The following is a 23,214-nucleotide window of genomic DNA, read 5'->3' on the forward strand; positions in this document are numbered from 1 at the left end:
GGATGATAAAAATGGCAGGTCATTCGCAGTTTAAAAATATTATGTATCGCAAAGGCGCCCAAGACGCGAAGCGCGCCAAAATGTTTGCCAAGATTACACGCGAAATCATTGTTTCGGTACGCGGTGGCCTACCAGATCCCAACTCAAACCCCCGTCTTCGCGCCGCCCTTTCATCTGCTCGTGCTGCCAACATGCCCAAAGACAACATTGATCGCGCCATCAAGAAAGCTCTTGGGGGAGAAGATACAACCCATTATGAGGAAGTTCGGTATGAGGGTTTTGGCCCCGGCGGGACCGCTATCATTGTAGAAGGTCTGACGGACAATCGTAATCGAACCGTGTCGGATGTGCGCTCAGCTTTCACCAAATATGGCGGAACACTGGGTGAAACAGGCAGTGTGAGCTTCATGTTTGAGCGCATTGGGTTAATTCGTTACCCCGTTTCTGTGGGATCTTATGATGATGTGTTTGAAGCGGTTCTTGAAGCTGGCGCTGAAAATTTAGAGACCGAAGAGGAGGTCTACGAAATCACCTCTACGGTTGATTCCTTTGGTTCTGTCCGGGATTATTTGGGGCAAAAGTATGGGGATCCTTTGGAAGCAAAAGTGATCTGGCGCCCCACCACAACCGCGTCTTGTGATGAAGATGCGGCCCAAACCCTCCTGAAACTCATTGATGTATTGGAAGATAATGATGACGTTCAAAACGTTTATTCCAACGGAGAAATGAGCGACGAAGTTTTGAAAAAGCTGACCGCTTAAGATGACCAACACGGTCCGCATCTTAGGCCTCGATCCGGGCTTACGCACCACCGGTTGGGGGATTGTGGACAGCACCGGCAATCGGTTGGCTTATGTGGCTCACGGTGTTGCCAAATCTGATAGCGGCGATGACCTCGCCCCTCGTTTGTCTCAACTTTACCAAGAACTTCTCAAAATAATAGATCTCTACAGCCCCCATGAAGCTGCCGTTGAAGAAACCTTCGTGAACAAAAATCCTGCCTCCACCCTCAAACTTGGCATGGCCCGCGGCATTGTCCTTCTCGCTCCTGCCCAAGCAGGTCTTGTGGTGGGGGAATATGCCGCCAATCGCGTCAAGAAATCCATCGTTGGTGTGGGGCATGCGGATAAAAATCAAGTCGCGTTGATGGTTCAACGCTTGCTTCCCAGCTGCGGGGTAGTTTCGGCCGACGCTGCCGATGCTTTAGCCGTTGCCATCTGCCATGCTCATTATCGCGGGACTGCGGAGTTGATTGCACGGTCTGTGGCTGGTTAAGAAGACGGATTGTTCTAAAGTCACGAATTAAAGACTTCCAGAAATATACTTTAATATAGAATGAAAATTGATTATATTAACAAATTTCTGTATAAACGAAAAATAATCAAAAAATTTCATTTCAATGAACAAGGGACTACTTACTTATGAAAAAGAGACTACTAATTCTTATTTTAGGAATTTCCTTCACCCTTCAAGCTTTAGCCATGGAGAAAGAAAATTCGTTTCCAGAAAATGCAGAAGCGACTGGAATTCTTAGGAAGAGAGAGACAGATGATACGAAGAAAGACGAAGAAAACTTAGTAAAAGCTCCGAAACAAGTAAATAGTGGCTGGCCCTTAGATGACCTTTGTACACGGCACATCTTTAGACAGATGGGTAATTGGTATGCGAAACGTTTAATGACAGTATGTACCGAGTTCTTAAATGCGGCGCGGGCAGTTGTTTTTTCACGAACGACCAAATTGACATTAAAAAGAAACTCTTTCGCCTTTATGGTTTAACAATACTAGATGAGGAAGTCTTAGCTTACATAAATTCTTTTCCCCATCGCCGTTCTTTGACAATATCCGAGGAATGTTCTTCTTTACCAGCGCGCCATCAGACGAATGCTCTCTTATTAGGCCAATCTGAAGCGAGCCCCCTTCTGTTTGAACCCTATATTCAGATGTTCTTACCTCTCAGACACCTTGAGATTCATGATGCAACCGATTTTATGCTCCTCCAATTACAACAACGCTGTGTGAACCTAAGTTCCTTGATTCTCCATGGAGATGGGGTTGAGCGGTCTCATACCCTTACCTGTGATGCCTTTCAAAATTGGCAAGGACTGACGAGGCTTAAATTAATTGGGATCCGTGAAACGGGGAATCTCCTCAATAGCCCAAATTGCTTTCCAAGCTTGCGTACTTTAACCTTAGGAGACCCTCATGGACTCTGTCATTATGGGGTGGAAGATCACCTGCTCAATCGAGATGACCTGGGTGTCCTAACAAGTTGTCCGACCTTAGAAGTATTGAGATTCTATGCTAGTGGTTATTTTTTCAAACCCGAAACAATCCAAGGAAAGATCTCAGAATTCTGTCATCAAAATCCTCTGTGGGTGAATACGAGCTTCACATTTAGCTTTTTTTGCGCACCCCAAGAGTTTGTTGAGGAGGTATATGAGTGTCGTTTAAATCCAGCCCCCCTATACCTAACAGGAAATTCAAAAGATAGAGCGAAAGCTGATATTGGGGAAGATTTAGACTCTTATACGATCGAAAAGATTGAATATTGACGTCTCTTCTCTCCTTCACGAAATCTTAACAAGATCCCCTTATCCTTAAGAATATATGTCTTAAAGATAAGGAACTTGGTTGTGATTTTTGATGCCCATGATTTTGATGATCACGAGCAAGTTACATTTTGCTATGACAAGGCGTCAGGTCTCAAAGCCATCATTGCCATCCACAACACCAATCTGGGCCCAGCGTTGGGCGGGTGCCGGTTTTGGCCATATGCAACGGAGGAAGATGCCTTAAAAGACGTCCTTCGTCTGTCGCGCGGCATGACCTACAAGGCCGCCTTGGCCAATCTGGAATTGGGTGGTGGGAAGGCCGTCATTATAGGTGATTCTCATACAGAAAAAACCCCTGAAAAATTGCGGGCCTTTGGTCGGTTTGTGGAACGCCTCAACGGGCTTTACATCACGGCCGAAGATATGGGGACCTCCCTTCAAGACATGAGCACTATCTTTGAGACAACAACCCATGTTGTGGGGCGTGAAGCCAAAGAAGGGGGAAGCGGAGATCCATCGATTCTAACATCCTTTGGGGTTTTCACAGGAATTCAGTCTTGCGTTTAGTATAAGTTAGGGAAGGAAGACTTGACAGGCGTTCGTATCGCCATTCAAGGGCTCGGTCATGTGGGCATAGACCTCGTCAAGCGTCTTTCTGAGGCTGGCGCCACCTTAGTTTTGACCGACATTAATAAGACGCTCCTTCAAAAGATTGCCGCTCAATATGGCGCTGAAGCCGTTGGCATTAACGACATTTATTCAGCCGACGTTGATGTCTTTGCCCCTTGTGCCCTGGGGGGAATTTTGAATGACAGAACGATCCCGCTTCTGAAGTGCAAAATCGTGGCCGGCTCTGCCAACAATCAACTCGCCGAACCCCATCATGCCAAAGCCCTTGAAGATCGGAACATCTTATACGCTCCAGATTACCTCATCAATTCTGGCGGCCTCATTAATGTGTCTTATGAGGGTCCGAATTATAATCTTGCTAACGTCATGACCCATGTCGGAGGTATTTATCACACTCTTTTGGAAATTTTTGAAACCGCAAAGGCCCATCATATGACGACAAGTGATGCCAGTGATCACCTTGCTAAAGAACGATTTAGTAAAAGGAATCTTGTAAACAAAATAGTGACCCTTTACAAATAGAGAAGAGATATCGTTTCTACTCTTATGAGGTCACTTCCATGTCCCTATTTTTCTGGCAGGCATTTGTTACTCTATTTGTTGTGATTGACCCCTTTGCTGTCGTTCCGATGTTCGTTGGTTTGACACGCAACGACACTGTCGCCAGTAAACGCCACACAGCCCTTAAATCAACCGTCATCGCCACTATTCTGCTTCTCGCTTTTGCTTTTGCAGGGGACAAACTGCTCGATGCGTTAAGCATTTCTGAGCCCGCGTTTCGCATTGCGGGAGGCTTCTTATTGCTTCTAGCCGCCATTGAAATGGTAGTGGCTCGCGCGTCTGGTATCCGCTCAACCACGGGAGACGAGGCCGAAGAAGCCACGCACCGCGATGATATCTCCGTATTTCCTCTGGCAATTCCCCTCATTGCAGGTCCTGGGGCGTTAACCTCCATCGTTGTCCTGATGCGCCAAGCTGAGACCATGGGTATGGAAGCAAGCTTAGGCATTGTCTTGATATTGATGACCGTCTTGCTCATCACCTACCTTAGTCTCCTGATTGGTGACTGGCTGATGAAACTTCTGGGGGTGACAGGAACCAACGTCATGACCCGCGTCTTTGGTATTATTCTCGCCGCCTTGGCTGTTCAATACATGATCAACGGAATCACCATGGTTGTGAAGGGTGTGATGGGCTGAGGGGGGTAATTTTGTGATTTTTTCTAATTTTCGCATTTTACCACTTGAAAGTACGGCAATTTGCCGTATATTATAAGATGTAAGGTTAAAGAAATTAGGAGGCCATTATGAGTCACACACAAGAGTATCAACACTCTCATGAGAAAAGAAGCGGTCTTAAACGCGACCGTTTGGAGGCTCGCGTCCCAAAAGAACAAAAATCTCTTTTCCAAAAAGCTGCAGATTTACAAGGAAAGACATTAACGGAATTTTTAATTAATTCTGCTCAACAAGAAGCTTTAAGGACAATACGGGAGTATGAGATTATTACCCTCGGCAAAGAAGATCAACGTATCTTCATGGAAGCTTTACTAAACTATGAAGTTCCTAATGAAGCCTTGCGTTCCGCTGCAAAACAATACTTTGAGGCTAACTAATAGCGACCATGACAAATGATGTTCGTATAGAACGACTCGATAACAAACACAATCGCAAACTATTTGATTGCGGCGAAGATGCTCTTAACATTTACCTACGAAACCAAGCTGGCCAAGAAGTTAAGAAATTCATATCAAGTACATATGTTGCTGTCTCAAAGGAAGAAGACTCAACGGAAGTTATGGGTTTTTACACTTTATCAGCTGCTCAAATAGAGTTTACAGGTTTACCAATTGAAATTGCTCAATCACTCCCTCGGTATCCGTTCTTGCCTGCCTATAGAATTGGCCGCCTAGCTGTGAGCATAAAAAATCAAGAAATGGGTATAGGTAAGAAACTTTTAATCGATGCTCTTCTAAAATGTTACAGCAATGAAATCCGAGGCTTTTCTGTCATAGTGGATGCAACTAACGAGAAAGTAGTCTCCTTCTATACAAAATATGGCTTTATTCAATTTCCAAACCAACCTTTAAAACTTTTTATGCCTATGAAAGTTATAAGAAATTTGTTTGTTGAATAAAAAGCCTTCATAGAATATCGAGTAAGAGAGGGCATAAGGTGAGAGAACTTGTCCCTCACCCCTTTTACTACCTTAAGCCTCAGGAGCTTCCTCCGTTTGAGGAATCGACTTCATGGTCAGTTTTACTTTCCCACGATCGTCAAATCCAACGACTTTTACGCGTACCGTATCGCCCTCTTTAACGATGTCCGTTACCTTAGCGACTCGTTCTGGTGACAATTCACTGATGTGAACCAAGCCATCGCGGTTACCCATAAAGTTGACGAACGCCCCAAAGTCCATGATTTTGACAACCTTGCCAGTGTAAATTTCACCCACTTCAGGGTCACAAGCAATGCCTCGAATGGTGCTTAAAGCCGCTTCAATAGCCTTCGCATCGACTGCAGAGATGCTGACAGTGCCGTCATCTTCAATATCGATCTTAGCGCCTGTGGTCTCACAAATTTCCCGAATCATCTTGCCGCCTGGGCCGATGATGTCACGAATCTTGTCTTTAGGAATGGTGATCGTTACCATGCGCGGGGCATGGTCGCTTACCGATTCACGAGATGACTCAATTTCTTTGCTCATTTCTTCTAAGATATGCAAACGGCCTTCACGCGCTTGGCCAAGCGCAACACGCATAATTTCAGGCGTAATACTCGTGATTTTAATGTCCATTTGAAGCGCTGTCACACCATTGGTTGTTCCAGCAACTTTAAAGTCCATATCTCCTAAATGATCTTCATCACCCAGAATGTCTGAAAGAACAGCGAATTTCTTGCCCTCTTTAATAAGCCCCATGGCAATACCCGCAATGGGACGTGTTAAAGGAACGCCGGCATCCATCATGGACAAAGAGGTTCCACAAACCGTTGCCATTGAAGAAGATCCATTGGATTCTGTAATTTCAGAGACGGTTCGAATCGTATAGGGGAACTGCTCCTTGCTGGGAAGAAGGGGACGAATCGCACGCCATGCCAATTTTCCATGGCCAATTTCGCGACGACCTGGGGATGACATCCGGCCCACTTCACCTACGGAATATGGGGGGAAGTTATAGTGAAGGAGGAAGCGTTCGCGATATTCCCCTTCAAGGGCGTCAATAATTTGCTCATCCTGTCCAGTTCCAAGGGTAGTCACCACAAGGGCTTGAGTTTCTCCACGGGTAAACAAAGCACTGCCATGGGTACGCGGCAAAATACCGGTTTCACAAACAATGGGGCGAACCGTTGTTAAATCACGGCCATCAACACGCTTTGAATCTTCAAGAATGAGGTTGCGCAATATGTCAGCTTCCAAAGCCTTCAACGCATGACTTAATGCTGACTCATTCTCGATTTCACTTGCGAGCTTTTCCTTTGTGGCAGTCTTCACTTCGCCAATGGCGGTGTAACGATCTTGCTTTGTTGTGATGCTATAGGCCTTGCGCAAATCTTTCTCGGCAATCTTTTTAACTTGATCATAGATCGCCTTTTTATCATAAGCCGGCGCGGGAAGGTCCCAATCGTCTTTGCCTGCCGCATCTTTTAGCTTAGCAATAGCCTCAATAATCGGTTGGAAAGCCTTGTGGCCAAACTCAACAGCACCTAACATGATATCCTCAGATAACTCTTGAGCTTCTGATTCAACCATCAAAACACCGCTTTTGGTCCCGGCCAGGATTAAATCCAACTGGCTTTCAATTAATTCTGAGGGAGTTGGGTTCAATATATACTCGCCGTTCGCATAACCAACACGTGCCGCACCAACCGGGCCCAAGAAAGGAACACCAGAAATGGCAAGGGCAGCAGAAGCGCCGACTAAAGCCACAACATCCGGGTCATTTTCAAGGTCATGGCTCAAAACGGTGCAAATGACTTGCACTTCGTTACGAAAGCCTTCTGGGAATAAGGGGCGAATGGGGCGATCAACAAGACGAGAGGTCAGAACTTCTTTTTCGGAAGGTCGGCCTTCGCGCTTGAAAAAGCCACCTGGTATGCGGCCTACTGCAAACACTTTTTCTTGATAATGAACTGTCAGCGGAAAGAAATCCACATTTGGATTCGGCTCTCTTTGGGCCACAACCGTACATAAAACTGTTGTTTCACCGTAAGTGGCGAGTACAGCACCATCTGCCTGACGAGCAACCTTACCAGTTTCTAATATAAGTGTGCGGTTGCCCCACTTAACTTCTTGACGTGTAATTTTAAACATTTTTGACATTAACGTACCTTTTCATTTTGGGAAAATATAAATAATAAAAGAGCGAAGTCCCAAAACTTCGCCCTTTTCATTTCATAAACCTTGATATTTTGTGAGCTTGAGCAATATTTAAGCCTCATCATCATGCTGTATCTGATTCCATCCGATGCAATCAATTAGCGACGTATCTCTAGGCGTTTAATCAACGTTTGATAACGCTCTTCACTTTTACTTTTTAGATAATCCAGAAGTCGGCGACGTTGACCGACCATTAGGATCAAGCCACGACGAGAGTGAAAATCTTTTGGATGTGTTTCCATGTGACCAGACAGATTGCGGATGCGCTCTGTCAAAATGGCAACCTGAACTTCAGGAGATCCAGTATCTCCAGGCTTGGTTGCGAACTCCTTAATTAATTCCTGTTTACGTAACGCTTCGATCGACATCGGATTTTGTCCTCTTCTTTAAAACTTTTATACAACATTTCTTTATATCGCTCCAGGTCTAGTCAACCAAAAGCAACTTTTAACTGCCTTTTACGGCGGAAGTTAACTCTCTTTAACTCAATCAGTTAGAGGAAAGCTTCCATACAGATGTCTGGGAGAAGCTCAAACATTATGTACAATCATAACGAGCTTATACTAACCCTTCGACAACCTACCCTTTCGTCCCCTACTCTTCCGTTAAGTAGACAAAAGCAAAGCTATTTAAAAACACGAATCGGGTAATAATACCCTTCGCGCGCCTTCGCTATGGCGGCCACCTGGTCGCCTAACTTAAGAACAACCAAAGAAAATCCAACGCCATTCCCTATGACAGGAATCCGCTGCCCTTGGTTAATCTTCATCGCTTCTTCCTCCGTCACGGAAACTGCCGGGATGTCGTCCAGAACAGCCCCAAGGGGAAGAAATGCTTGATGTAATTCTGATTTATGCCCGAATTCTTTCAACATTTCCAGAGAAATCGCATCAATTTGATGAAATTTTCCAACAAGCATACGTCTTAAACGAGAAACATAGCCCACTGTGCCTAGCACTTCCGCCATATCGCGGGCAAGAGAGCGAACATATGTCCCAGGTCCACAAGTAACAATAAACGTCGCCTGGTCGGGGGAATCAATCGACTCCAGCACAAGGTTGTAAATCACAACAGGGCGTGTTTTCAAAGCGATAGCATCCTTCAAATTCGCTAAAATCAAGGGATCACCGGATCTTGCCAAATCATAAGCACGTTTTCCATCAATATTAAGAGCAGAAAATATCGGGGGCCGTTGATTAATTGTCCCCATAAACTGAGGCAAAATGTCACTTATAGACTCCGAGGAAGGTCGATGATCAGAAGTTGCAATGACAACCCCTTCTGCATCGTCAGTAATACGCGCCTCCCCCCATGTCACTTGAAAGGAGTATTCCTTTACGTCGGCCACAACATAAGGAAGCGTTTTTGTAGCCTCGCCCAACGCAATGGGCAAAACTCCTGTCGCAAGGGGATCTAGAGTTCCTGCATGACCCGCTTTTGAAGCCCCAGTGAGTCGACGTACCATGTTGCTCGCCTTTGTCGACGTCATCCCATAGGGCTTATCGAGGATAATCCAACCGTCTACTCTCTTTGCAAACGTCATCTGCTTCGGCCAAATCGAATGGTGTTATGCAAGGCAACAGAAAAAATTAATCCTTGTCCAATCAGAAGGGTGAGCATCGCGGTTCCGCCATAAGAAATAAAAGGTAAAGGGACGCCCACTACAGGCAACATGCCCATAACCATAGCCATGTTTATGAAAACATACAAGAAAACTGTTGTTGTCATCCCCAAAGCAACCAGCCGACCAAATGAAGTGCGGCTGGCCATCGCAATCCGAAATCCATAGGCCAGAAGCGCTGCATAAAGGCCCAGCAGAATAATGCCCCCTATCAAGCCGAATTCTTCGCTAAACATTGTGAAGATGAAATCCGTTTGCTTTTCAGGCAGGAAATTGAGGTGACTTTGAGTTCCCTTCAGATAACCCTTGCCCGTCAGACCTCCAGACCCAAGCGCAATCTTAGATTGAGTTACATGATACCCCGAATTGGCAGGATCGCTTTCGGGATTGATAAAGGTCAAGATCCGCATTTTCTGATAATCATAGAGTTGCATCCAAATCACCGGAGCTGCTGCCAGCATAGCGACTCCCGCCGTCAAAAATTTCCACCATTGGACACCCGCTGCAAAGAAAAGGGTACATCCACATAAAATCAAAATGATCGCCGTGCCAAGATCCGGTTGACGCATCACAAGAAGGGTCGGCACGAATATAAGAGCGAGGGGCACCAGGAGCGTGGATATTTGTCGAATTTCATCGAGAGTTCTTTTATGAAAAAAGCGGGCAAGTGCCAGGACCAGAGCTATTTTCATGACCTCAGACGGCTGAAGCTGAAAAACATAGAGATCAATCCACCGTTGCCCCCCTTTCCCCACAAACCCTATGACTTCAACACCAACAAGCAAGATCAAGGTTACAAAGTAGATTGGGTAGGCATAGGCCATCCATGTTCGGCTATCGGTCACACTCACAACAAACATCAGCGTAAAACCCATGGAAAAGCGGTATACTTGCTTCCAGGCCCAAGGTGTCATACTGCCATTGGCTGCGGAGTAAAGCATGAAAAACCCGACACTGGCAATGAGAATCAACAGCCCAATCACCCACGGGTTAATTTGGCGCAAGAGGGATACTTTAAGGGCAATAGATGTCATAGAGTTACGGGTGCTTTATTTCTATTTGTTGTTTAGCATAGGGCGTTTAAATTAAAATCATTACTTCTTCAGTTTTCGAAGCGCTTTTTGTTCCTTAAACCATGCATTTGAGGGCCTTGTAAACAAAAGAACACAGGCACCCAAGGACAAGAATATTGCGAAGATAGATAGAACAATCACCATTTTAGGTCCTTCCATCATTTCCATGAAGTTCAAGAGCCATGAAGGCACTCCAATGATCATGGTGATTAAATAAAGGATACGCGCCCAATTGCGACTCGAAGAAATTTTAAGAATTATCCAAAGTAGAATGGTTAAGGAAAGGCTCATTGTTAGAATAAGAAACATCTCCAGAGTCATCGGAAAATTGGGGGGTGGAAAGTCTGGAGATTTAGTACGCGCCATAAGAATGACATGCCCCCAATTCAACACCATACCAAGAATGCTGACCGCGAAGTACGCCCAAAGAAGCTTTATAGCAAGAACAATTTCTTTAGGCTTTTCGGCAGTATGCGGTTGATTTGTCATGGATATTTTCCCCATAAATAGTAAATCTTAATATTACTTTACATCAGAATTCTTGATTTTGACAAGCACGAGCTCGTCTCGGGCTTCACCCCTCTTGAATTTTTCATAGCAAGTCTACACATACTTAAAGTCCTCCGTACTCAAAATAATAAATTAATACTTTGTTAATAATCTCTAAATCAAAAAATCGATAAACTTTAACAAAATTAATAATTTTTTAAACAATTAAGCGTATTAATTAAAGTATAGCACGGAAATTCTCCGATATTGGAGAGAACAAGGAGGCTCAAAAATGGTTGAAAGTTTACAACATAAACTGGATCGGGTAAGACCACCACGGGTTCAAATTACCTATGACGTTGAAATTGGTAACGCCATCGAGATGAAGGAATTGCCTTTTGTTATGGGAATTTTGGCTGACCTGTCGGGTATGCCAGCTGAAGCCTTACCGAAAGTTAAAGACCGCAAATTCGCAGAGATTGACCGCGATAATATCAACGAAATTATGGCCTCAATTAATCCAAGGCTAGCGTTGCGCATCAACAATACTCTTGCCAATGACGATACACAAATGAGCGTTGAGTTGTTCTTCAAAAATATTGAAGACTTCGAACCCCTCAATGTGGCCAAGCAAGTCCCTGCCCTTGAGAGACTTTATGAAGCGCGAACACGCCTAAAAGACTTACTGACCAAGCTGGATGGTAACGACACTTTGGGTGAAATGTTACAGGAAATTATTACCAATACGGAAAAGCGCGATGCTTTGAAAACAGAGTTGGGTATCACCGATACGCCACCTCCCGCTGCATCTTAATTTAAGGAGATACGATCATGGCTGACGATAAAACAGACGCACCAGCAGCAGCAGAAGAAACCGCCCTCGATGTATTAATGTCGAAAGGTAAATTGGCTCGCGATGATTCGCAAAAACCATTTGCACGTGATTTGGTAACAGAATTTGTCAACCAAGTTCTCGAGCAAGGAACCGTTGTGAGCAACGATACGGTTGCCTTCATCAATCAACGCATTCTTGAAATTGATGATTTGATTGGGAATCAATTAAACGAAATCATGCATGACCCCGCTTTCCAGAAACTGGAAGGGTCTTGGAGAGGCTTAAACTACCTGGTGATGAATACCGAAACAGCTGTGCATTTGAAACTTCGCTTAATGAACATTACCAAGAAAGAACTTCTGGACGATTTGGAAAAGGCCGTTGAATTTGACCAAAGCCAAATGTTTAAGAAAATCTATGAAGAAGAATATGGCACGTTTGGTGGCCATCCCTACTCTTGTTTGGTTGGTGACTTTGAATTCACCCGCCATCCTCAAGATATGGAACTTCTTCAAAAGATGTCTCAAGTGGCAGCCGCCGCGCATGCACCATTCTTGACAGCGGCCGATCCAAAACTTTTTGATTTGGACAAATTTGAACACTTGGGCGTTCCAAGAGATCTTTCTAAGATTTTTGAAAGTCTTGAAATGATTAAGTGGAACTCTTTCCGCGAAACAGAAGACTCCCGTTATGTGGCCATGTTGTTGCCGCGGGTTTTGATGCGTCTTCCTTATGGAGCAAACACCCTTCCCGCAGAAGGATTGAACTTTGAAGAAGATGTGGCTGGTGCCGATACATCAAAATTCTGCTGGACAAATCCGGCTTACATTTTGGGTCAACGTATAACGAACGCTTTCTCACTTTATAAGTGGACAGCAGCGATACGTGGTGTTGAAGGCGGTGGCATCGTGGAAGGCCTTCCAGCCTTTACGTTCAAAACAACCGACGGCGATATCGCCTTGAAGTGCCCAACAGAAACAGCCATTACCGATCGTCGTGAAAAAGAGTTGAGTGATCTTGGCTTCATCTCTCTGTGCCATTGCAAAGGAACAGACTATGCGGCGTTCTTTGGCGGACAAACAACACAAAAGCCAAAGATCTACAACTTAGATGATGCCAATGCCAATGCGAACCTTTCCGCCCGTCTGCCGTATATTTTGGCAGCCTCTCGTTTTGCGCACTACATCAAAGTAATTATGCGCGACAAGATCGGTAGCTTCTTAACACGGGACAACGTTGAAAAGTATCTCAACACCTGGATTGCAAGTTATGTGGTTATCAATGATAACGCCTCTCAACCAGTTAAGGCGAAATTCCCCTTAAGAGAAGCACGGATCGATGTCTACGAAATTCCAGGAAAACCAGGATCTTATCGGTCTGTCATTTACTTGAGACCGCATTTCCAAATGGAAGAACTATCGGCCTCGATCAGAATGGTCGCAACCTTACCACCACCGGCGGCTCAATAAAGCACGCGGTAATTTGAAAGGAGTTAGAGATGGCAGTTAACAAAGAACAAAGCATACAGGCCGTAAGTCAAAGATATAAGGACGAAGCAGGCAACCCGCCCTTAGGCACTGTTACATCGAGCTTCTTTATCTCAATGGATGATATTTTTGCCACCTCAAACGTTGGCTCAGGGTCAAGCGCGAACGCTGCCGGATTAGCAAATGCTGTCCATCTACTCTATTATACGAGCGTTGAAGAACGCCCGTCGATTGGGACGATGACCAGTGACTTTCAAGCCAGTGCGACCCTTATTCATTCCTTGGTTGAATTGCATATTCTAACTGACTCCGCCATGCCGACTTTGCGTCAGAACATGCGTTCAAACAAACCAGTTGCCGAAATGAAAATTACGCGCGTCGGCCATCTTGGTGAGGGAGCCGACAACACAGAAATGTATTCCAGCACGTTTACGAATAACTTCATTGAATCCATCGAAGAAATTCCAGACAAACTCATTGTTAAAGTTCGTGTCAATACACGCTCTGACACAGCTGCAACAACAGACTTTACCGGTACTCAAGCAACCACTTCAGGAAGTGCAGCTTCTGGTTGGGATTATACACAAAACGCCCCTATGGCTTAAGGTGGATAGTCTTTCCCTGTCTTGTTAAATAAAGACCCAATTCGACCCCTCATTTGCGTAAGTAAATCAGGGGTCTTTTTTTAACCTGTCTCCTTTAATAAATCCCCCAACACTTTCGACGGGTAAGCTTTGCTACTCCTATTTAGCTAATTTTAATAAAATTAGCTATACACCAGTTGCCAAACACCAGGTATGCACGTTAAGCTATTATTAATGAATTGTTAACCATTTGTTAAGGATGACCTCCTTTGGGTCACCAAGGTGACTGTTTCCCTTAGGAAATACGCTGATTTAAGGTAGAGGAATTTTTTAGATGTCCGACGCAAAAGCGCTTCAAACTTCCCCAACAGAAAACCAATTTTCGCCATCTGGAAACCCTCCTATCGGGACAGTCACATCAAGCTTTTTTGTTTCAATCGACAAAGTCTTCGCCCACACCTCTGTTGAGGTTGAAACAGTTAAAGAATCTGTTCAGCTGCTCTGGTTTACGAGCATTGAAGAACGTCCTTCCATTGGCAATATGACCAGTGATTTTCAGGCCAGTGCGACTCTTATTCATTCTTTGCTTGAGATGCATGTTTTGACAGATTCAGCTATGCCCATATTAAGAGAGAACATGAGGAACAATACCCCCATTAAAAAAATTATTATTTCCCGTGTAGGCCACTTGGGAAAAGATAAACACAATAAATTATTATATTCCTCCACGTTTGAAAATTGCTTTCTTGAAGCTGTTGAAGAATTTCCGGATAAGCTCATCATTAAAGCCCGTATCACCAAGCGCACAGACAAAGCAGCTGCAACTGATTATACAAATACGCAAAAAGGAAACACTGTTTCTGGTTGGGATTATGCGAAGAACCAGGCTGTATAATAGGTCTACTGCAAATTAAAGTACTGTCTTCGTCATTACTGAAAAAGCATCAAGGAGTATACTATGGCCGGAGCTTTAAAGGATGCCACAGCCGAAACAAAAATGATAATCGGAGCTCCTGCTCCGTTATTCGATCGCTTAATCGATGAAGATCCAGAAACATCGACCGAATATCCTGTAAAGAAGAATCTAAACCGCTTTGAGCTGATTCAATCCATTGAGCATGAAGTTTCACGTATCCTCAATACCCGGGCCACTGTTAAACGTGCTGAATATGAAGATTTTTCAGAAGACCCCTTAAACTTCGGACTCCCAGAAATGTTTGGCCTTGGGGATTTTTCCCAATATGATGCCACAAATGAACAAGAATGGCCCCGCATCGCTGAACTTTGTGAACAAGCCATCAAGCGCTATGAGCCTCGGATAAAGAATGTCACCGCAAACGTAACCGCATTTGACAAAAAACAACAATCCTTGAGCATTACCATCCACGCCGACTTTGCCATGAAAGAATTTCAAGGAGAGCTCACCTTCCCCACTGCTTTCGCCATGGGGGGAAGATAGGCGTTGAGAGGGAGGTGCTTTTTCCCTCTACAAGGAATTGTTCTTAATAAACGCTACAAAATCTTTGACGTCATTGAACTGTTTATAAACGCTTGCAAACCGTACATAAGCAACAGAATCTAGATTGAGAAGCGCATCCATAGCCATCTCGCCAATATCCGTTGTTGGAATTTCCGTTTCTCCGGACGTTTCCAATTGTCGTACAATACTGGAAACGACACGTTCGAGCCGCTCTGGATCAATCTCCCGTTTGTGCAAAGCTGTTTCAATAGATTGCGCCAGCTTGTCCCTGTCAAATGGAACCCGAAGACCGCTTTTCTTCAAAACCATTAAATCGCGCAACTGAACCCGTTCAAACGTCGTAAAGCGTGAACCACATTCCATACAAAACCGCCGCCTTCGGATGGTGGCGTTGTCTTCTGTGGTTCGAGAGTCTTTAACCCCTGTATCCGGGTGGTTGCAAAAGGGACATCGCACGCTTCTAGGCTCCCTTCTGTTCAGAATAAATAGGGAAGCGATGACATAAAGAAATTGCTTCTTCTCGAACTTGTGCAATGGTCGCAAGCGAGGGATCATGAATCACTTTTGAAATCATATCCGCCACTTGGACAAACTCTGGCTTCCCAAAGCCGCGCGAAGTACAAGCAGGACTTCCCAGACGAATGCCTGATGTGATCGTGGGAGAAACAGTATCAAAAGGAATGCTGTTTTTATTGCACGTAATGTTGGCTTGTCCAAGAGCCACTTCGGTGTCTTTTCCCGTCACGCCTTTCGCCCGCAAATCCACGAGAATAAGGTGAGAATCTGTTCCGCCCGATACCAAAGAAAAACCATCCTCAACCAATCGTTGGCCCATCGCTTTGGCATTGGCAATGACATTAGCTGCATAGGTTTTAAACTCAGGCTTCAACGCTTCCCCAAATGCCACCGCTTTTGCCGCAATGACATGCATGAGCGGGCCGCCTTGCAAACCTGGGAATACAGCAGAATTTATTTTCTTCGCCAATGCCTCATCGTTCGTTAAAATAATGCCGCCACGGGGCCCCCGTAAGGTTTTGTGGGTTGTGGACGTAACCACATGAGCATGAGGGAAAGGGCTTGGGAACACGCCACCTGCAACAAGACCTGCGAAATGAGCCATATCCACAAAAAGATAGGCGCCCACCTCATCGGCAATTTGGCGAAATCGAGCAAAATCGATGGTTCGTGGATAAGCCGACCCCCCCGCAATAATCAATTTCGGCTGAGTTTCCTTGGCAATTCTGGCAACATCATCATAGTCAATGAGGTGCGTTTCTGGATGAACATCATAGGAGACAGCTTTGAACCATTTGCCCGACAAATTGACCGATGATCCGTGCGTCAAATGTCCTCCAGCTGCCAAAGACATCCCTAAAACCGTGTCACCCGGCTTTACGAGGGCCAGAAAAATCGCTTGATTGGCTTGGCTCCCGGAATGGGGTTGGACATTGGCAAATGCACATCCAAAGAGCGATTTTACACGATCAATGGCCAAATCCTCCGCAATATCAACGAATTCACACCCCCCATAATACCGGCGACCCGAATAGCCTTCCGCATACTTGTTGGTCATCACAGACCCTTGCGCTTCCAAAACAGCTCGAGAAACAATATTTTCGGACGCAATCAATTCAATTTGATCTTGTTGTCGATGCAACTCGAGGCTCATAGCTTCTGCAATTTGAGGGTCAGTTTTCAAGAGAGCTTCATGAGAAATAGCCACAGTGTGTATAATCCTTAACTTAAAGGGACAATTTTTTCCACCATAGCCAAATTCTGTCCCTTTGGCAAAGGGGTTGCTTGCTAGAATTTACACATGCTCTTGACAATTTTCTCGAAGATTCCCATATTTATTTCTAGTATCCCTCAAATTTTACAGGTTATACGTATTATGAAAATTTCCCCTCGATAGGCCCGATTCAGGGCGAAGACGCACAAAACCCTTGCGGATCCGGTGTGCAGAATTGTCCTAAATTTCAAACAATTATCGAGAGGTATCTTATGATGCATCATCCCATTTCAATTAATTCCCTTGGACTCCATTTCCCCCAAAAAGTCTGTTTTGAGGACTTTTCGACCCGCATTCACCCCGGCATGCGCATTGCCCTTGTGGGGCGCAATGGCTCAGGGAAATCGACTCTTATAAATATCCTTCGAGGCCATGCCCAACCATCAGAAGGGGAAGTCTTTATACCTGACGATGTTAGGATTGCCTATGTTCCTCAAGTGATTGAGGATTTTTCGCAAATGAGTGGCGGTCAGCGTCTGAATGAGGCGCTCACAAAAGCCCTCATCACAAATCCAAATGTCCTTTTGCTGGATGAGCCCACCAATCATTTGGACTTGAAGAATCGCCGCTCTCTAATGCGCCTGCTTCAAAAATTTCCAGGGACCCTCATTGTGGTCTCCCATGATATTGAGCTGTTGCGCACCTGCATCAATACGCTGTGGCATATAGATCAGGGGAAAGTCACTGTTTTTTCAGGACATTATGACGATTATATACGGGAAACAACCCAAAGGAGAACTTCTCTCGAGAAGGAATTGTCGGCCTTAGATCTCCAGAAAAAGGAAACACATTCCGCTCTCATGCAAGAGCAAACACGAGCAAAGAATAGCCGCCTCAAAGGAGAGAAACACATTGATCAGCGAAAATGGCCAACGGTTGTATCCGGCGCAAAAGCCCGTCGTGCTGAAGAAACGTCGGGTCGTAAAAAACACGATATTCACACCAAAAAACATGATCTATCCGAAAGGTTAGCTGAGTTACGATTGCCCGAAATCATTGTCCCGACGTTTTCTCTGAAAAGTTCTGAGGTATTTTCCTCTAGAGTGATTCTTTCCATTGCAGAGGGAGGTTGCAGGTATAACACCCCTGTTCTTGAGAGCATCTTTTTATCCTTAAGCGCATCTGGGCGTCTTGCCATAAAAGGCGATAATGGGTCCGGAAAATCGACGCTCGTTAAAGGCATTCTTAATGACCCCACTGTTATCAAATCAGGGGAATGGATCACCCCAAAGCGTGAAGATATTGGATACTTGGATCAGCATTATTCGACCCTCACTCTCGACAAAAGTGTGCGCCAGACAATTCAAGATCTTGTCCCAACTTGGACCCTTGCGGATGTAAGGCGTCTTCTGAATGACTTTTTGTTTCGCAAAAATGAAGAAGCTTCGGCCATGGTATCAACCCTATCAGGCGGTGAAAAGGCACGCCTTTCGCTTGCCCAAATTGCCGCAAAGACGCCAAAATTGTTGATCCTGGATGAGATTACCAATAACCTCGATCTCGAAACACGAAACCACGTGGTGCAAGTGTTAAAACAGTATCCCGGTGCCATGATCGTCATCTCTCATGACGAGGATTTTTTGAAAGAAATCGGGATAGAGGATTTTTATGAGTTGAGAAATGGGGGGGTGGTCAAATGATACTCTTTTTAAATGGATGCTCATCCTCAGGAAAAACAACTATTGCCAAGGCCATTCAACACTTGGCAAATGAGCCTTGGTTGCTTTTGGGTATCGATTTGTTTATTGACATGATGCCGGCACAATATGTTGGGTTTGGTGAAAAAGCCCATGAAGGCTATCACTTTATTCCCGACCAAGATGACGAAGGGCCCTTCATGCGCATCAAAAGTGGGCCGTTTGGAAGTGCTGTTACCCAATCCTGCCCAAATGTTGTGAAAACATTAGCAGATGACGGGCATCACCTCATTGTGGATGAGGTATTATTCACCGATGCAGAATTGGAAATTTATGTCCGAGCCCTCGTGGGACATACGGTCTATTTTATTGGTGTGATGTGTGATTTGAAATCCTTACAAGAAAGAGAACTTCTTCGAGGCGATCGGGCAATCGGATTAGGACACGATCAAATCGCCCGCGTTCATAATCGCTCACGCCCTTATGATTTTACCGTTGACACCACCAGAAAATCCGCATTTGAGTGTGCCCAAGAAATCTTGTCGTTTATGAAGAATGAGCCAAATCCGCGATCCTTTGGTTGAGATGGAAAGGTATAACTGATTGTATGGAAATCGTCCCGATCGGGACTAATCTGCGTAGAGTACCTTACAAATTTGATAAATCGACCCGTACGGGATTATTTTCTTTGTTTTGGACTAAAATATGATATAATCATCCCGAAAGGGTTGATAAAAATGAAAAAAATTGAAGATATTAAAGGTCTCGGGATTTGGGTCCGTCAAGCGCGAAAAGAGCAAGGTCTAACACAAGAACAACTTGCAGCTACTTCCAGTGTAGGCATCCGTTTTATAAGGGAACTTGAGCAAGGAAAAGAAACCTGTCATATCGGGAAGGTCATGCAAGTCTTGCAAATGCTTGGGATTGAGATCTTTGCAAGGAAAAGAGGAGAGGTAAACTAATGACCCGTATTTTAGACGTCTATTTACACGAGCAACTGGTTGGAAAATTGATACAGGACAATTCAGGACGTTTGCAATTTCAGTATGAAGAAAATTACGTCTCCGATAAGAATTCAATGCCCATTTCTTTATCTATGCCCGTGCGATCAGAGCAATACGAAGAAATAAAAGTTCGTGCTTTTTTCTCCGGTCTTCTGCCCGATGATATCGCCCGTCACCGATTGGCCCGCTACTTAGGTGTTTCAGAGAAGAATCCATTCTCACTACTCGAAGCAATTGGAGGAGAGTGCGCAGGGGCTCTTGCTTTATATCCTGAAGGGGAACTGCCTCCCCCTCCTAAAAATGGAGATATTGAAAAACTTGACAACAAACAATTGAAGGAAATCCTAAATCTCCTAAAACGACGCCCCTTAATGGCAGGAGAAGACAATGTCAGGCTCTCTCTTGCAGGTGCTCAAGATAAGCTTGCCATCAGTTTAGTAGATGATTGTATTGCTTTGGTGAGGGGAACGACCCCTACAACTCATATCCTAAAACCTTTGATAGAAGAGGTAAAAGACAGCGTATACAATGAATTATTCTGCTTATCACTTGCCGCGCTACTAGAAATAGAAACACCACGCGCAGAAATCCGCTGGCTAGACGATACTCCCTACTTTCTTGTAGAACGTTATGATCGTCAAATTGATTCGAACAACAAGATTGTACGGATACACCAAGAGGATTTCTGTCAAGTTTTGGGAGTTCTGCCAGAACTCAAATATGAACGTGAAGGAGGTCCAAGCGTTACGCAAAGTTTAGAACTGCTGCAGAATCACTCTTTGCAACCTGCTGCTGATCGACTCGCGTTTATCCAAAGGTTGATTTTCAACTACCTCATTGGAAACTCAGATGCTCACGGTAAAAATAATTCTATTCTCTTTACAAATCGACTACCAAGATTAGCACCAGCTTATGATTTGTTATCAACTATTATATATCCAAATCTCTCAAACAAGATGGCAATGAAAATAGGAGGCAAATATGACCCTGAGGTTGTCCTTCTTCGCCATTGGCAACGAATTGTTCCTGATACAACCGTCGCAAAGAGAGCATTGAACAAAGACTTAATGAAGATTTCAAAAGACTGTCTAGAACAAGCACACACTCTCAAAGCAGCACTAAAAGAACAAGGGACTTACTCAATAATATTTGATGATATCTGTCAGGTAATTAAAAAGAGATCTGATCACATCCTGAGGCAACTTTAACCCCTCACCCGCCCGCAAGGGCTTTTTTAATCATCAACAAATCAAGCCAGGATTGGGCTTTTTGGCCCGGGGAGCGTAAGAGGAAAGAGGGATGATAGGTCGCAATCGCCTTGATGGGGTCTTTGAGTTCAGGCGACGTATAAGATTGCCAAGTCCCACGCAAGCGCATAATGCCATCATTGGTATTAAACAGCGTCTTCATAGCAACCCCACCCACCAAAACCAATAGGGTTGGAGAAACGAGTGCGATGTGCTTTTCCACAAACGGTTTGCATACCGTAATCTCTTGAGGGGTCGGTTGGCGATTTCCAGGCGGACGCCAGGGGACAATGTTTGTGATGTATACGGATGTGCGATCAAGCCCAATTGTGGCGAGCATGCGATCCAAAAGTTGGCCGCTCACGCCCACAAAGGGAACGCCTTGACGATCCTCATCGGCGCCAGGCGCTTCGCCCACCAACATCACCTTTGCACTTGGGTTGCCATCGGCAAAGACCAAATTTGTGGCGGTCTTTTTCAAAGGACATCCTTCAAAGGCCTCAAGAACACGGCGTAAATCCGCCAGCGTCTTGCAGTCTGACAAGTTGGGAGGCGGCATCATCGAGGGCACAGAAGGAGAAGGCGTTGGGGATTTCAATTGAACGGGTGCAGCACCCTTTGAAGGAATCGACTTTAACGGCTCATAATGATTACGAGGGGTATCACCAACGGCCACGTCAATGCCCAATTCTTGATACCATCGCAACGTTTCAATAAGTTTCTGATTTATCATCATACTTACTTTGTCTAAAGTATAATTAGGTGAATGACAACTGTGTTTTAAGAAGGCGGCATAAATATGGACGAGATGACTTACGATGTTGTGATTGTGGGAGCCGGCCCCGCCGGACTGTCCGCTGCCATTCGACTAAAACAACTCAATCCTCAAGTCACTGTTTGTATCTTGGAAAAGGGATCAGAAGTCGGTGCCCACATTATTTCTGGGTGTGTGTTTGAGCCTCGCGCGTTGAATGAGCTCATCCCCGATTGGAATCAAAAAGGTGCCCCTTTGACGATACCGGTGTCACAAGATCAGTTCTGGTTTTTGACTAAGAAGCGCGCATTGAAGCTCCCCATCCCGCCCCAAATGCACAACCAGGGCAACTATATCATTTCCTTAAGTCAATTCTGTCGGTGGTTGGGAAAAAAAGCCGAAGCTCTCGGCGTGGAAATATACCCTGGATTTGCAGCTGTTGACGTATTGTTCGATGAGAAAGGGGCTGTGCGCGGCGTGAAGACCGGCGATATGGGCGTTGGACGAGATGGCAATCCAACAGAACTTTTCCAACCCGGTATTCCAATATATGGAAGGCAAGTATTGGTGGCCGAAGGGGCGCGGGGAAGTCTGGGTGAGAAGCTCATTCATCATTACAAGTTGCGGGAAAATTCTGACCCCCAAACCTATGGGTTGGGCATCAAAGAAATATGGCAAGTAACTCCTGAAAAACACAAAGCTGGTACGGTTCTCCACAGTGTGGGATGGCCACTAAACTTAAAGACCTATGGGGGCAGTTTCCTCTATCATTTGAATGACCATCAAGTGGCCGTCGGATATGTTGTGGCCCTGGATTATCAAAACCCTTACCTATCCCCTTTCGAAGAATTTCAGAAATTCAAAACCCACCCGTCGATTCGTCCCCTCTTCGAAGGTGGAAAGCGCCTCAGTTATGGGGCACGCGCTATTAATGAAGGCGGTTGGCAATCTTTGCCGAAATTGACATTCCCTGGTGGCGCGCTGATAGGCTGCAGCGCAGGGTTTCTCAATGTGCCCAAAATAAAAGGGTCCCATACGGCCATGAAGTCGGGCATGCTCGCGGCCGAAGGTGTAATGGAGACCTTGCAAGGGCGACGTAATGATTATGAAAATCGATTGCGCAAAAGCTGGGTTGCCATTGAGCTTCAACAGGTGCGCAATATTCGTCCCGGATTTCGATGGGGTATGCTGTTGGGCTTAATCCATGCAGCTTTAGACACGTATATATTTCGAGGAAAGGCCCCTTGGACCCTTCACAATCATGCGGATCACCTGCAACTGAAAAAGGCTTCTGCCAGCAAGCGCATCCCTTATCCAAAACCCGACGGCGTGGTTACGTTTGACCGCTTAAGTTCGGTTTATTTATGCACGATCCATCACCCCGAAAATCAACCGAATCACTTGCATTTAGCGATTCCGGATTTAGCCATTTCTCATAACTTCGCCTTATATGACAGCCCCGAGCAACGCTATTGCCCCGCCAATGTTTATGAAATCGTGAAAACGGAAGGAAAGCCATCGCTCCAAATCAACAGCGCCAATTGCATTCACTGCAAAACCTGTGATATCAAGGATCCACTGCAGAATATTCACTGGGTCCCCCCAGAAGGCGGGAGTGGCCCAACTTACAGTGATATGTAATTTTACGCGCTG

25 protein-coding genes and 1 pseudogene are annotated in these 23,214 nt (G+C 45.1%); 18 read left to right on the top strand and 8 right to left on the bottom strand.

Annotated elements, in window-relative coordinates:
- The first annotated feature begins 11 nt into the window (after nucleotides 1–11).
- The 8 genes and pseudogenes from K2Y18_06555 to K2Y18_06590 all read left to right on the top strand — a co-directional run bounded on the left by K2Y18_06555 (nucleotide 12) and on the right by K2Y18_06590 (nucleotide 5,320).
- Nucleotides 12–761, top strand: a complete 750-nt coding sequence (locus tag K2Y18_06555; GenBank protein MBX9805396.1) for a YebC/PmpR family DNA-binding transcriptional regulator — start codon at nucleotides 12–14, stop codon at nucleotides 759–761.
- A 1-nt stretch (nucleotide 762) separates the two neighbouring features.
- Nucleotides 763–1,275, top strand: coding sequence for a crossover junction endodeoxyribonuclease RuvC (gene ruvC, locus K2Y18_06560; GenBank protein ID MBX9805397.1), 513 nt, complete (start codon nucleotides 763–765; stop codon nucleotides 1,273–1,275).
- A 146-nt stretch (nucleotides 1,276–1,421) separates the two neighbouring features.
- Nucleotides 1,422–1,778 (top strand): hypothetical protein, encoded by a 357-nt coding sequence (locus K2Y18_06565; GenBank protein ID MBX9805398.1) that lies wholly within the window; start codon nucleotides 1,422–1,424, stop codon nucleotides 1,776–1,778.
- Entirely contained in the window at nucleotides 1,685–2,554 is an 870-nt protein-coding gene (locus K2Y18_06570) for a hypothetical protein (GenBank protein MBX9805399.1), read from the top strand. Before K2Y18_06565 ends, K2Y18_06570 begins: the two co-directional genes overlap by 94 nt.
- Nucleotides 2,555–2,629: 75 nt before the next feature.
- Nucleotides 2,630–3,706 (top strand): annotated as a pseudogene (locus K2Y18_06575) (hypothetical protein).
- A gap of 38 nt (nucleotides 3,707–3,744) precedes the next feature.
- Nucleotides 3,745–4,383: a MarC family protein gene (locus K2Y18_06580; GenBank protein MBX9805400.1), complete on the top strand. Its 639-nt coding sequence runs from the start codon at nucleotides 3,745–3,747 to the stop codon at nucleotides 4,381–4,383.
- 107 nt (nucleotides 4,384–4,490) lie between these two features.
- Entirely contained in the window at nucleotides 4,491–4,799 is a 309-nt protein-coding gene (locus tag K2Y18_06585) for a DUF1778 domain-containing protein (protein ID MBX9805401.1), read from the top strand.
- Between the two features lie 8 nt (nucleotides 4,800–4,807).
- Entirely contained in the window at nucleotides 4,808–5,320 is a 513-nt protein-coding gene (locus K2Y18_06590) for a GNAT family N-acetyltransferase (protein ID MBX9805402.1), read from the top strand.
- A gap of 72 nt (nucleotides 5,321–5,392) precedes the next feature.
- Here K2Y18_06590 and pnp read toward each other — a convergent pair whose 3' ends face one another.
- The 5 genes from pnp to K2Y18_06615 all read right to left on the bottom strand — a co-directional run bounded on the left by pnp (nucleotide 5,393) and on the right by K2Y18_06615 (nucleotide 10,744).
- On the bottom strand, nucleotides 5,393–7,495 hold the full coding sequence (pnp, locus tag K2Y18_06595; GenBank protein ID MBX9805403.1) for a polyribonucleotide nucleotidyltransferase: 2,103 nt from the start codon (nucleotides 7,493–7,495) through the stop codon (nucleotides 5,393–5,395).
- Nucleotides 7,496–7,659: 164 nt separating this feature from the next.
- Nucleotides 7,660–7,929, bottom strand: a complete 270-nt coding sequence (gene rpsO, locus K2Y18_06600; GenBank protein ID MBX9805404.1) for a 30S ribosomal protein S15 — start codon at nucleotides 7,927–7,929, stop codon at nucleotides 7,660–7,662.
- Between the two features lie 257 nt (nucleotides 7,930–8,186).
- On the bottom strand, nucleotides 8,187–9,104 hold the full coding sequence (gene truB, locus K2Y18_06605; protein ID MBX9805405.1) for a tRNA pseudouridine(55) synthase TruB: 918 nt from the start codon (nucleotides 9,102–9,104) through the stop codon (nucleotides 8,187–8,189).
- Entirely contained in the window at nucleotides 9,101–10,216 is a 1,116-nt protein-coding gene (gene rodA, locus K2Y18_06610; GenBank protein MBX9805406.1) for a rod shape-determining protein RodA, read from the bottom strand. Before rodA ends, truB begins: the two co-directional genes overlap by 4 nt.
- A 60-nt stretch (nucleotides 10,217–10,276) precedes the next feature.
- Nucleotides 10,277–10,744: a hypothetical protein gene (locus tag K2Y18_06615; GenBank protein ID MBX9805407.1), complete on the bottom strand. Its 468-nt coding sequence runs from the start codon at nucleotides 10,742–10,744 to the stop codon at nucleotides 10,277–10,279.
- A gap of 292 nt (nucleotides 10,745–11,036) precedes the next feature.
- Here K2Y18_06615 and tssB point away from each other — a divergent pair, with 292 nt between their 5' ends.
- The 5 genes from tssB (at nucleotide 11,037) to tssE (ending at nucleotide 15,109) form a co-directional block, all read left to right on the top strand.
- Nucleotides 11,037–11,558 carry a type VI secretion system contractile sheath small subunit gene (tssB, locus tag K2Y18_06620; protein ID MBX9805408.1) on the top strand — a complete coding sequence of 174 codons (522 nt, stop codon included), beginning with the start codon at nucleotides 11,037–11,039 and terminating at the stop codon, nucleotides 11,556–11,558.
- A 17-nt stretch (nucleotides 11,559–11,575) separates the two neighbouring features.
- Entirely contained in the window at nucleotides 11,576–13,048 is a 1,473-nt protein-coding gene (gene tssC / locus K2Y18_06625; protein MBX9805409.1) for a type VI secretion system contractile sheath large subunit, read from the top strand.
- A gap of 29 nt (nucleotides 13,049–13,077) precedes the next feature.
- Nucleotides 13,078–13,671 (top strand): hypothetical protein, encoded by a 594-nt coding sequence (locus tag K2Y18_06630; protein ID MBX9805410.1) that lies wholly within the window; start codon nucleotides 13,078–13,080, stop codon nucleotides 13,669–13,671.
- A gap of 313 nt (nucleotides 13,672–13,984) precedes the next feature.
- The gene (locus K2Y18_06635) at nucleotides 13,985–14,545 is read left to right on the top strand and encodes a hypothetical protein (GenBank protein ID MBX9805411.1); all 561 of its coding nucleotides are present in this window, start codon (nucleotides 13,985–13,987) and stop codon (nucleotides 14,543–14,545) included.
- Nucleotides 14,546–14,608: 63 nt separating this feature from the next.
- Nucleotides 14,609–15,109 (top strand): type VI secretion system baseplate subunit TssE, encoded by a 501-nt coding sequence (tssE, locus tag K2Y18_06640; protein MBX9805412.1) that lies wholly within the window; start codon nucleotides 14,609–14,611, stop codon nucleotides 15,107–15,109.
- Nucleotides 15,110–15,136: 27 nt separating this feature from the next.
- On the opposite strand, the gene nrdR is transcribed toward tssE, so the two are convergent.
- Together nrdR and K2Y18_06650 are read right to left on the bottom strand one after the other, a co-directional pair.
- Nucleotides 15,137–15,586, bottom strand: coding sequence for a transcriptional regulator NrdR (nrdR, locus tag K2Y18_06645; protein ID MBX9805413.1), 450 nt, complete (start codon nucleotides 15,584–15,586; stop codon nucleotides 15,137–15,139).
- A 4-nt stretch (nucleotides 15,587–15,590) separates the two neighbouring features.
- Entirely contained in the window at nucleotides 15,591–16,799 is a 1,209-nt protein-coding gene (locus tag K2Y18_06650) for a serine hydroxymethyltransferase (protein ID MBX9805414.1), read from the bottom strand.
- 332 nt (nucleotides 16,800–17,131) lie between these two features.
- On the opposite strand from K2Y18_06650, the gene K2Y18_06655 reads away from it, so the two are divergent.
- The 4 genes from K2Y18_06655 (at nucleotide 17,132) to K2Y18_06670 (ending at nucleotide 20,768) form a co-directional block, all read left to right on the top strand.
- A complete protein-coding gene (locus K2Y18_06655) occupies nucleotides 17,132–18,559 on the top strand; it encodes an ATP-binding cassette domain-containing protein (protein ID MBX9805415.1) in 1,428 nt (475 codons plus the stop codon).
- Nucleotides 18,556–19,140 carry a chloramphenicol phosphotransferase CPT family protein gene (locus K2Y18_06660; protein ID MBX9805416.1) on the top strand — a complete coding sequence of 195 codons (585 nt, stop codon included), beginning with the start codon at nucleotides 18,556–18,558 and terminating at the stop codon, nucleotides 19,138–19,140. The genes K2Y18_06655 and K2Y18_06660 overlap by 4 nt, the downstream gene beginning before the upstream one ends.
- Before the next feature lie 153 nt (nucleotides 19,141–19,293).
- A complete protein-coding gene (locus K2Y18_06665; GenBank protein ID MBX9805417.1) occupies nucleotides 19,294–19,518 on the top strand; it encodes a helix-turn-helix transcriptional regulator in 225 nt (74 codons plus the stop codon).
- A complete protein-coding gene (locus tag K2Y18_06670) occupies nucleotides 19,518–20,768 on the top strand; it encodes a type II toxin-antitoxin system HipA family toxin (protein MBX9805418.1) in 1,251 nt (416 codons plus the stop codon). Before K2Y18_06665 ends, K2Y18_06670 begins: the two co-directional genes overlap by 1 nt.
- A gap of 4 nt (nucleotides 20,769–20,772) precedes the next feature.
- On the opposite strand, the gene K2Y18_06675 is transcribed toward K2Y18_06670, so the two are convergent.
- The gene (locus K2Y18_06675; GenBank protein ID MBX9805419.1) at nucleotides 20,773–21,543 is read right to left on the bottom strand and encodes a uracil-DNA glycosylase; all 771 of its coding nucleotides are present in this window, start codon (nucleotides 21,541–21,543) and stop codon (nucleotides 20,773–20,775) included.
- 57 nt (nucleotides 21,544–21,600) lie between these two features.
- On the opposite strand from K2Y18_06675, the gene K2Y18_06680 reads away from it, so the two are divergent.
- Entirely contained in the window at nucleotides 21,601–23,202 is a 1,602-nt protein-coding gene (locus K2Y18_06680) for an electron transfer flavoprotein-ubiquinone oxidoreductase (protein ID MBX9805420.1), read from the top strand.
- Nucleotides 23,203–23,214: the final 12 nt, after the last annotated feature.

It is taken from the genome of Alphaproteobacteria bacterium, from assembly GCA_019746225.1.
GTDB lineage: Bacteria > Pseudomonadota > Alphaproteobacteria > Paracaedibacterales > VGCI01 > VGCI01.

What these genes read in the sequence shown, in the direction of transcription:
- ruvC (MBX9805397.1), top strand. Translation starts at nt 763, where the DNA reads ATGACCAACACGGTCCGCATCTTAGGCCTCGATCCGGGCTTACGCACC.
- K2Y18_06635 (MBX9805411.1), top strand. Translation starts at nt 13,985, where the DNA reads ATGTCCGACGCAAAAGCGCTTCAAACTTCCCCAACAGAAAACCAATTT.
- tssC (MBX9805409.1), top strand. Translation starts at nt 11,576, where the DNA reads ATGGCTGACGATAAAACAGACGCACCAGCAGCAGCAGAAGAAACCGCC.
- K2Y18_06655 (MBX9805415.1), top strand. Translation starts at nt 17,132, where the DNA reads ATGATGCATCATCCCATTTCAATTAATTCCCTTGGACTCCATTTCCCC.
- tssB (MBX9805408.1), top strand. Translation starts at nt 11,037, where the DNA reads ATGGTTGAAAGTTTACAACATAAACTGGATCGGGTAAGACCACCACGG.
- rpsO (MBX9805404.1), bottom strand. Translation starts at nt 7,929, where the DNA reads ATGTCGATCGAAGCGTTACGTAAACAGGAATTAATTAAGGAGTTCGCA.
- K2Y18_06570 (MBX9805399.1), top strand. Translation starts at nt 1,685, where the DNA reads ATGTACCGAGTTCTTAAATGCGGCGCGGGCAGTTGTTTTTTCACGAAC.
- rodA (MBX9805406.1), bottom strand. Translation starts at nt 10,216, where the DNA reads ATGACATCTATTGCCCTTAAAGTATCCCTCTTGCGCCAAATTAACCCG.
- K2Y18_06565 (MBX9805398.1), top strand. Translation starts at nt 1,422, where the DNA reads ATGAAAAAGAGACTACTAATTCTTATTTTAGGAATTTCCTTCACCCTT.
- truB (MBX9805405.1), bottom strand. Translation starts at nt 9,104, where the DNA reads ATGACGTTTGCAAAGAGAGTAGACGGTTGGATTATCCTCGATAAGCCC.
- K2Y18_06590 (MBX9805402.1), top strand. Translation starts at nt 4,808, where the DNA reads ATGACAAATGATGTTCGTATAGAACGACTCGATAACAAACACAATCGC.
- tssE (MBX9805412.1), top strand. Translation starts at nt 14,609, where the DNA reads ATGGCCGGAGCTTTAAAGGATGCCACAGCCGAAACAAAAATGATAATC.
- K2Y18_06555 (MBX9805396.1), top strand. Translation starts at nt 12, where the DNA reads ATGGCAGGTCATTCGCAGTTTAAAAATATTATGTATCGCAAAGGCGCC.
- K2Y18_06585 (MBX9805401.1), top strand. Translation starts at nt 4,491, where the DNA reads ATGAGTCACACACAAGAGTATCAACACTCTCATGAGAAAAGAAGCGGT.
- K2Y18_06650 (MBX9805414.1), bottom strand. Translation starts at nt 16,799, where the DNA reads ATGAGCCTCGAGTTGCATCGACAACAAGATCAAATTGAATTGATTGCG.
- K2Y18_06670 (MBX9805418.1), top strand. Translation starts at nt 19,518, where the DNA reads ATGACCCGTATTTTAGACGTCTATTTACACGAGCAACTGGTTGGAAAA.
- K2Y18_06675 (MBX9805419.1), bottom strand. Translation starts at nt 21,543, where the DNA reads ATGATGATAAATCAGAAACTTATTGAAACGTTGCGATGGTATCAAGAA.
- K2Y18_06615 (MBX9805407.1), bottom strand. Translation starts at nt 10,744, where the DNA reads ATGACAAATCAACCGCATACTGCCGAAAAGCCTAAAGAAATTGTTCTT.
- pnp (MBX9805403.1), bottom strand. Translation starts at nt 7,495, where the DNA reads ATGTTTAAAATTACACGTCAAGAAGTTAAGTGGGGCAACCGCACACTT.
- K2Y18_06665 (MBX9805417.1), top strand. Translation starts at nt 19,294, where the DNA reads ATGAAAAAAATTGAAGATATTAAAGGTCTCGGGATTTGGGTCCGTCAA.
- K2Y18_06630 (MBX9805410.1), top strand. Translation starts at nt 13,078, where the DNA reads ATGGCAGTTAACAAAGAACAAAGCATACAGGCCGTAAGTCAAAGATAT.
- K2Y18_06660 (MBX9805416.1), top strand. Translation starts at nt 18,556, where the DNA reads ATGATACTCTTTTTAAATGGATGCTCATCCTCAGGAAAAACAACTATT.
- K2Y18_06580 (MBX9805400.1), top strand. Translation starts at nt 3,745, where the DNA reads ATGTCCCTATTTTTCTGGCAGGCATTTGTTACTCTATTTGTTGTGATT.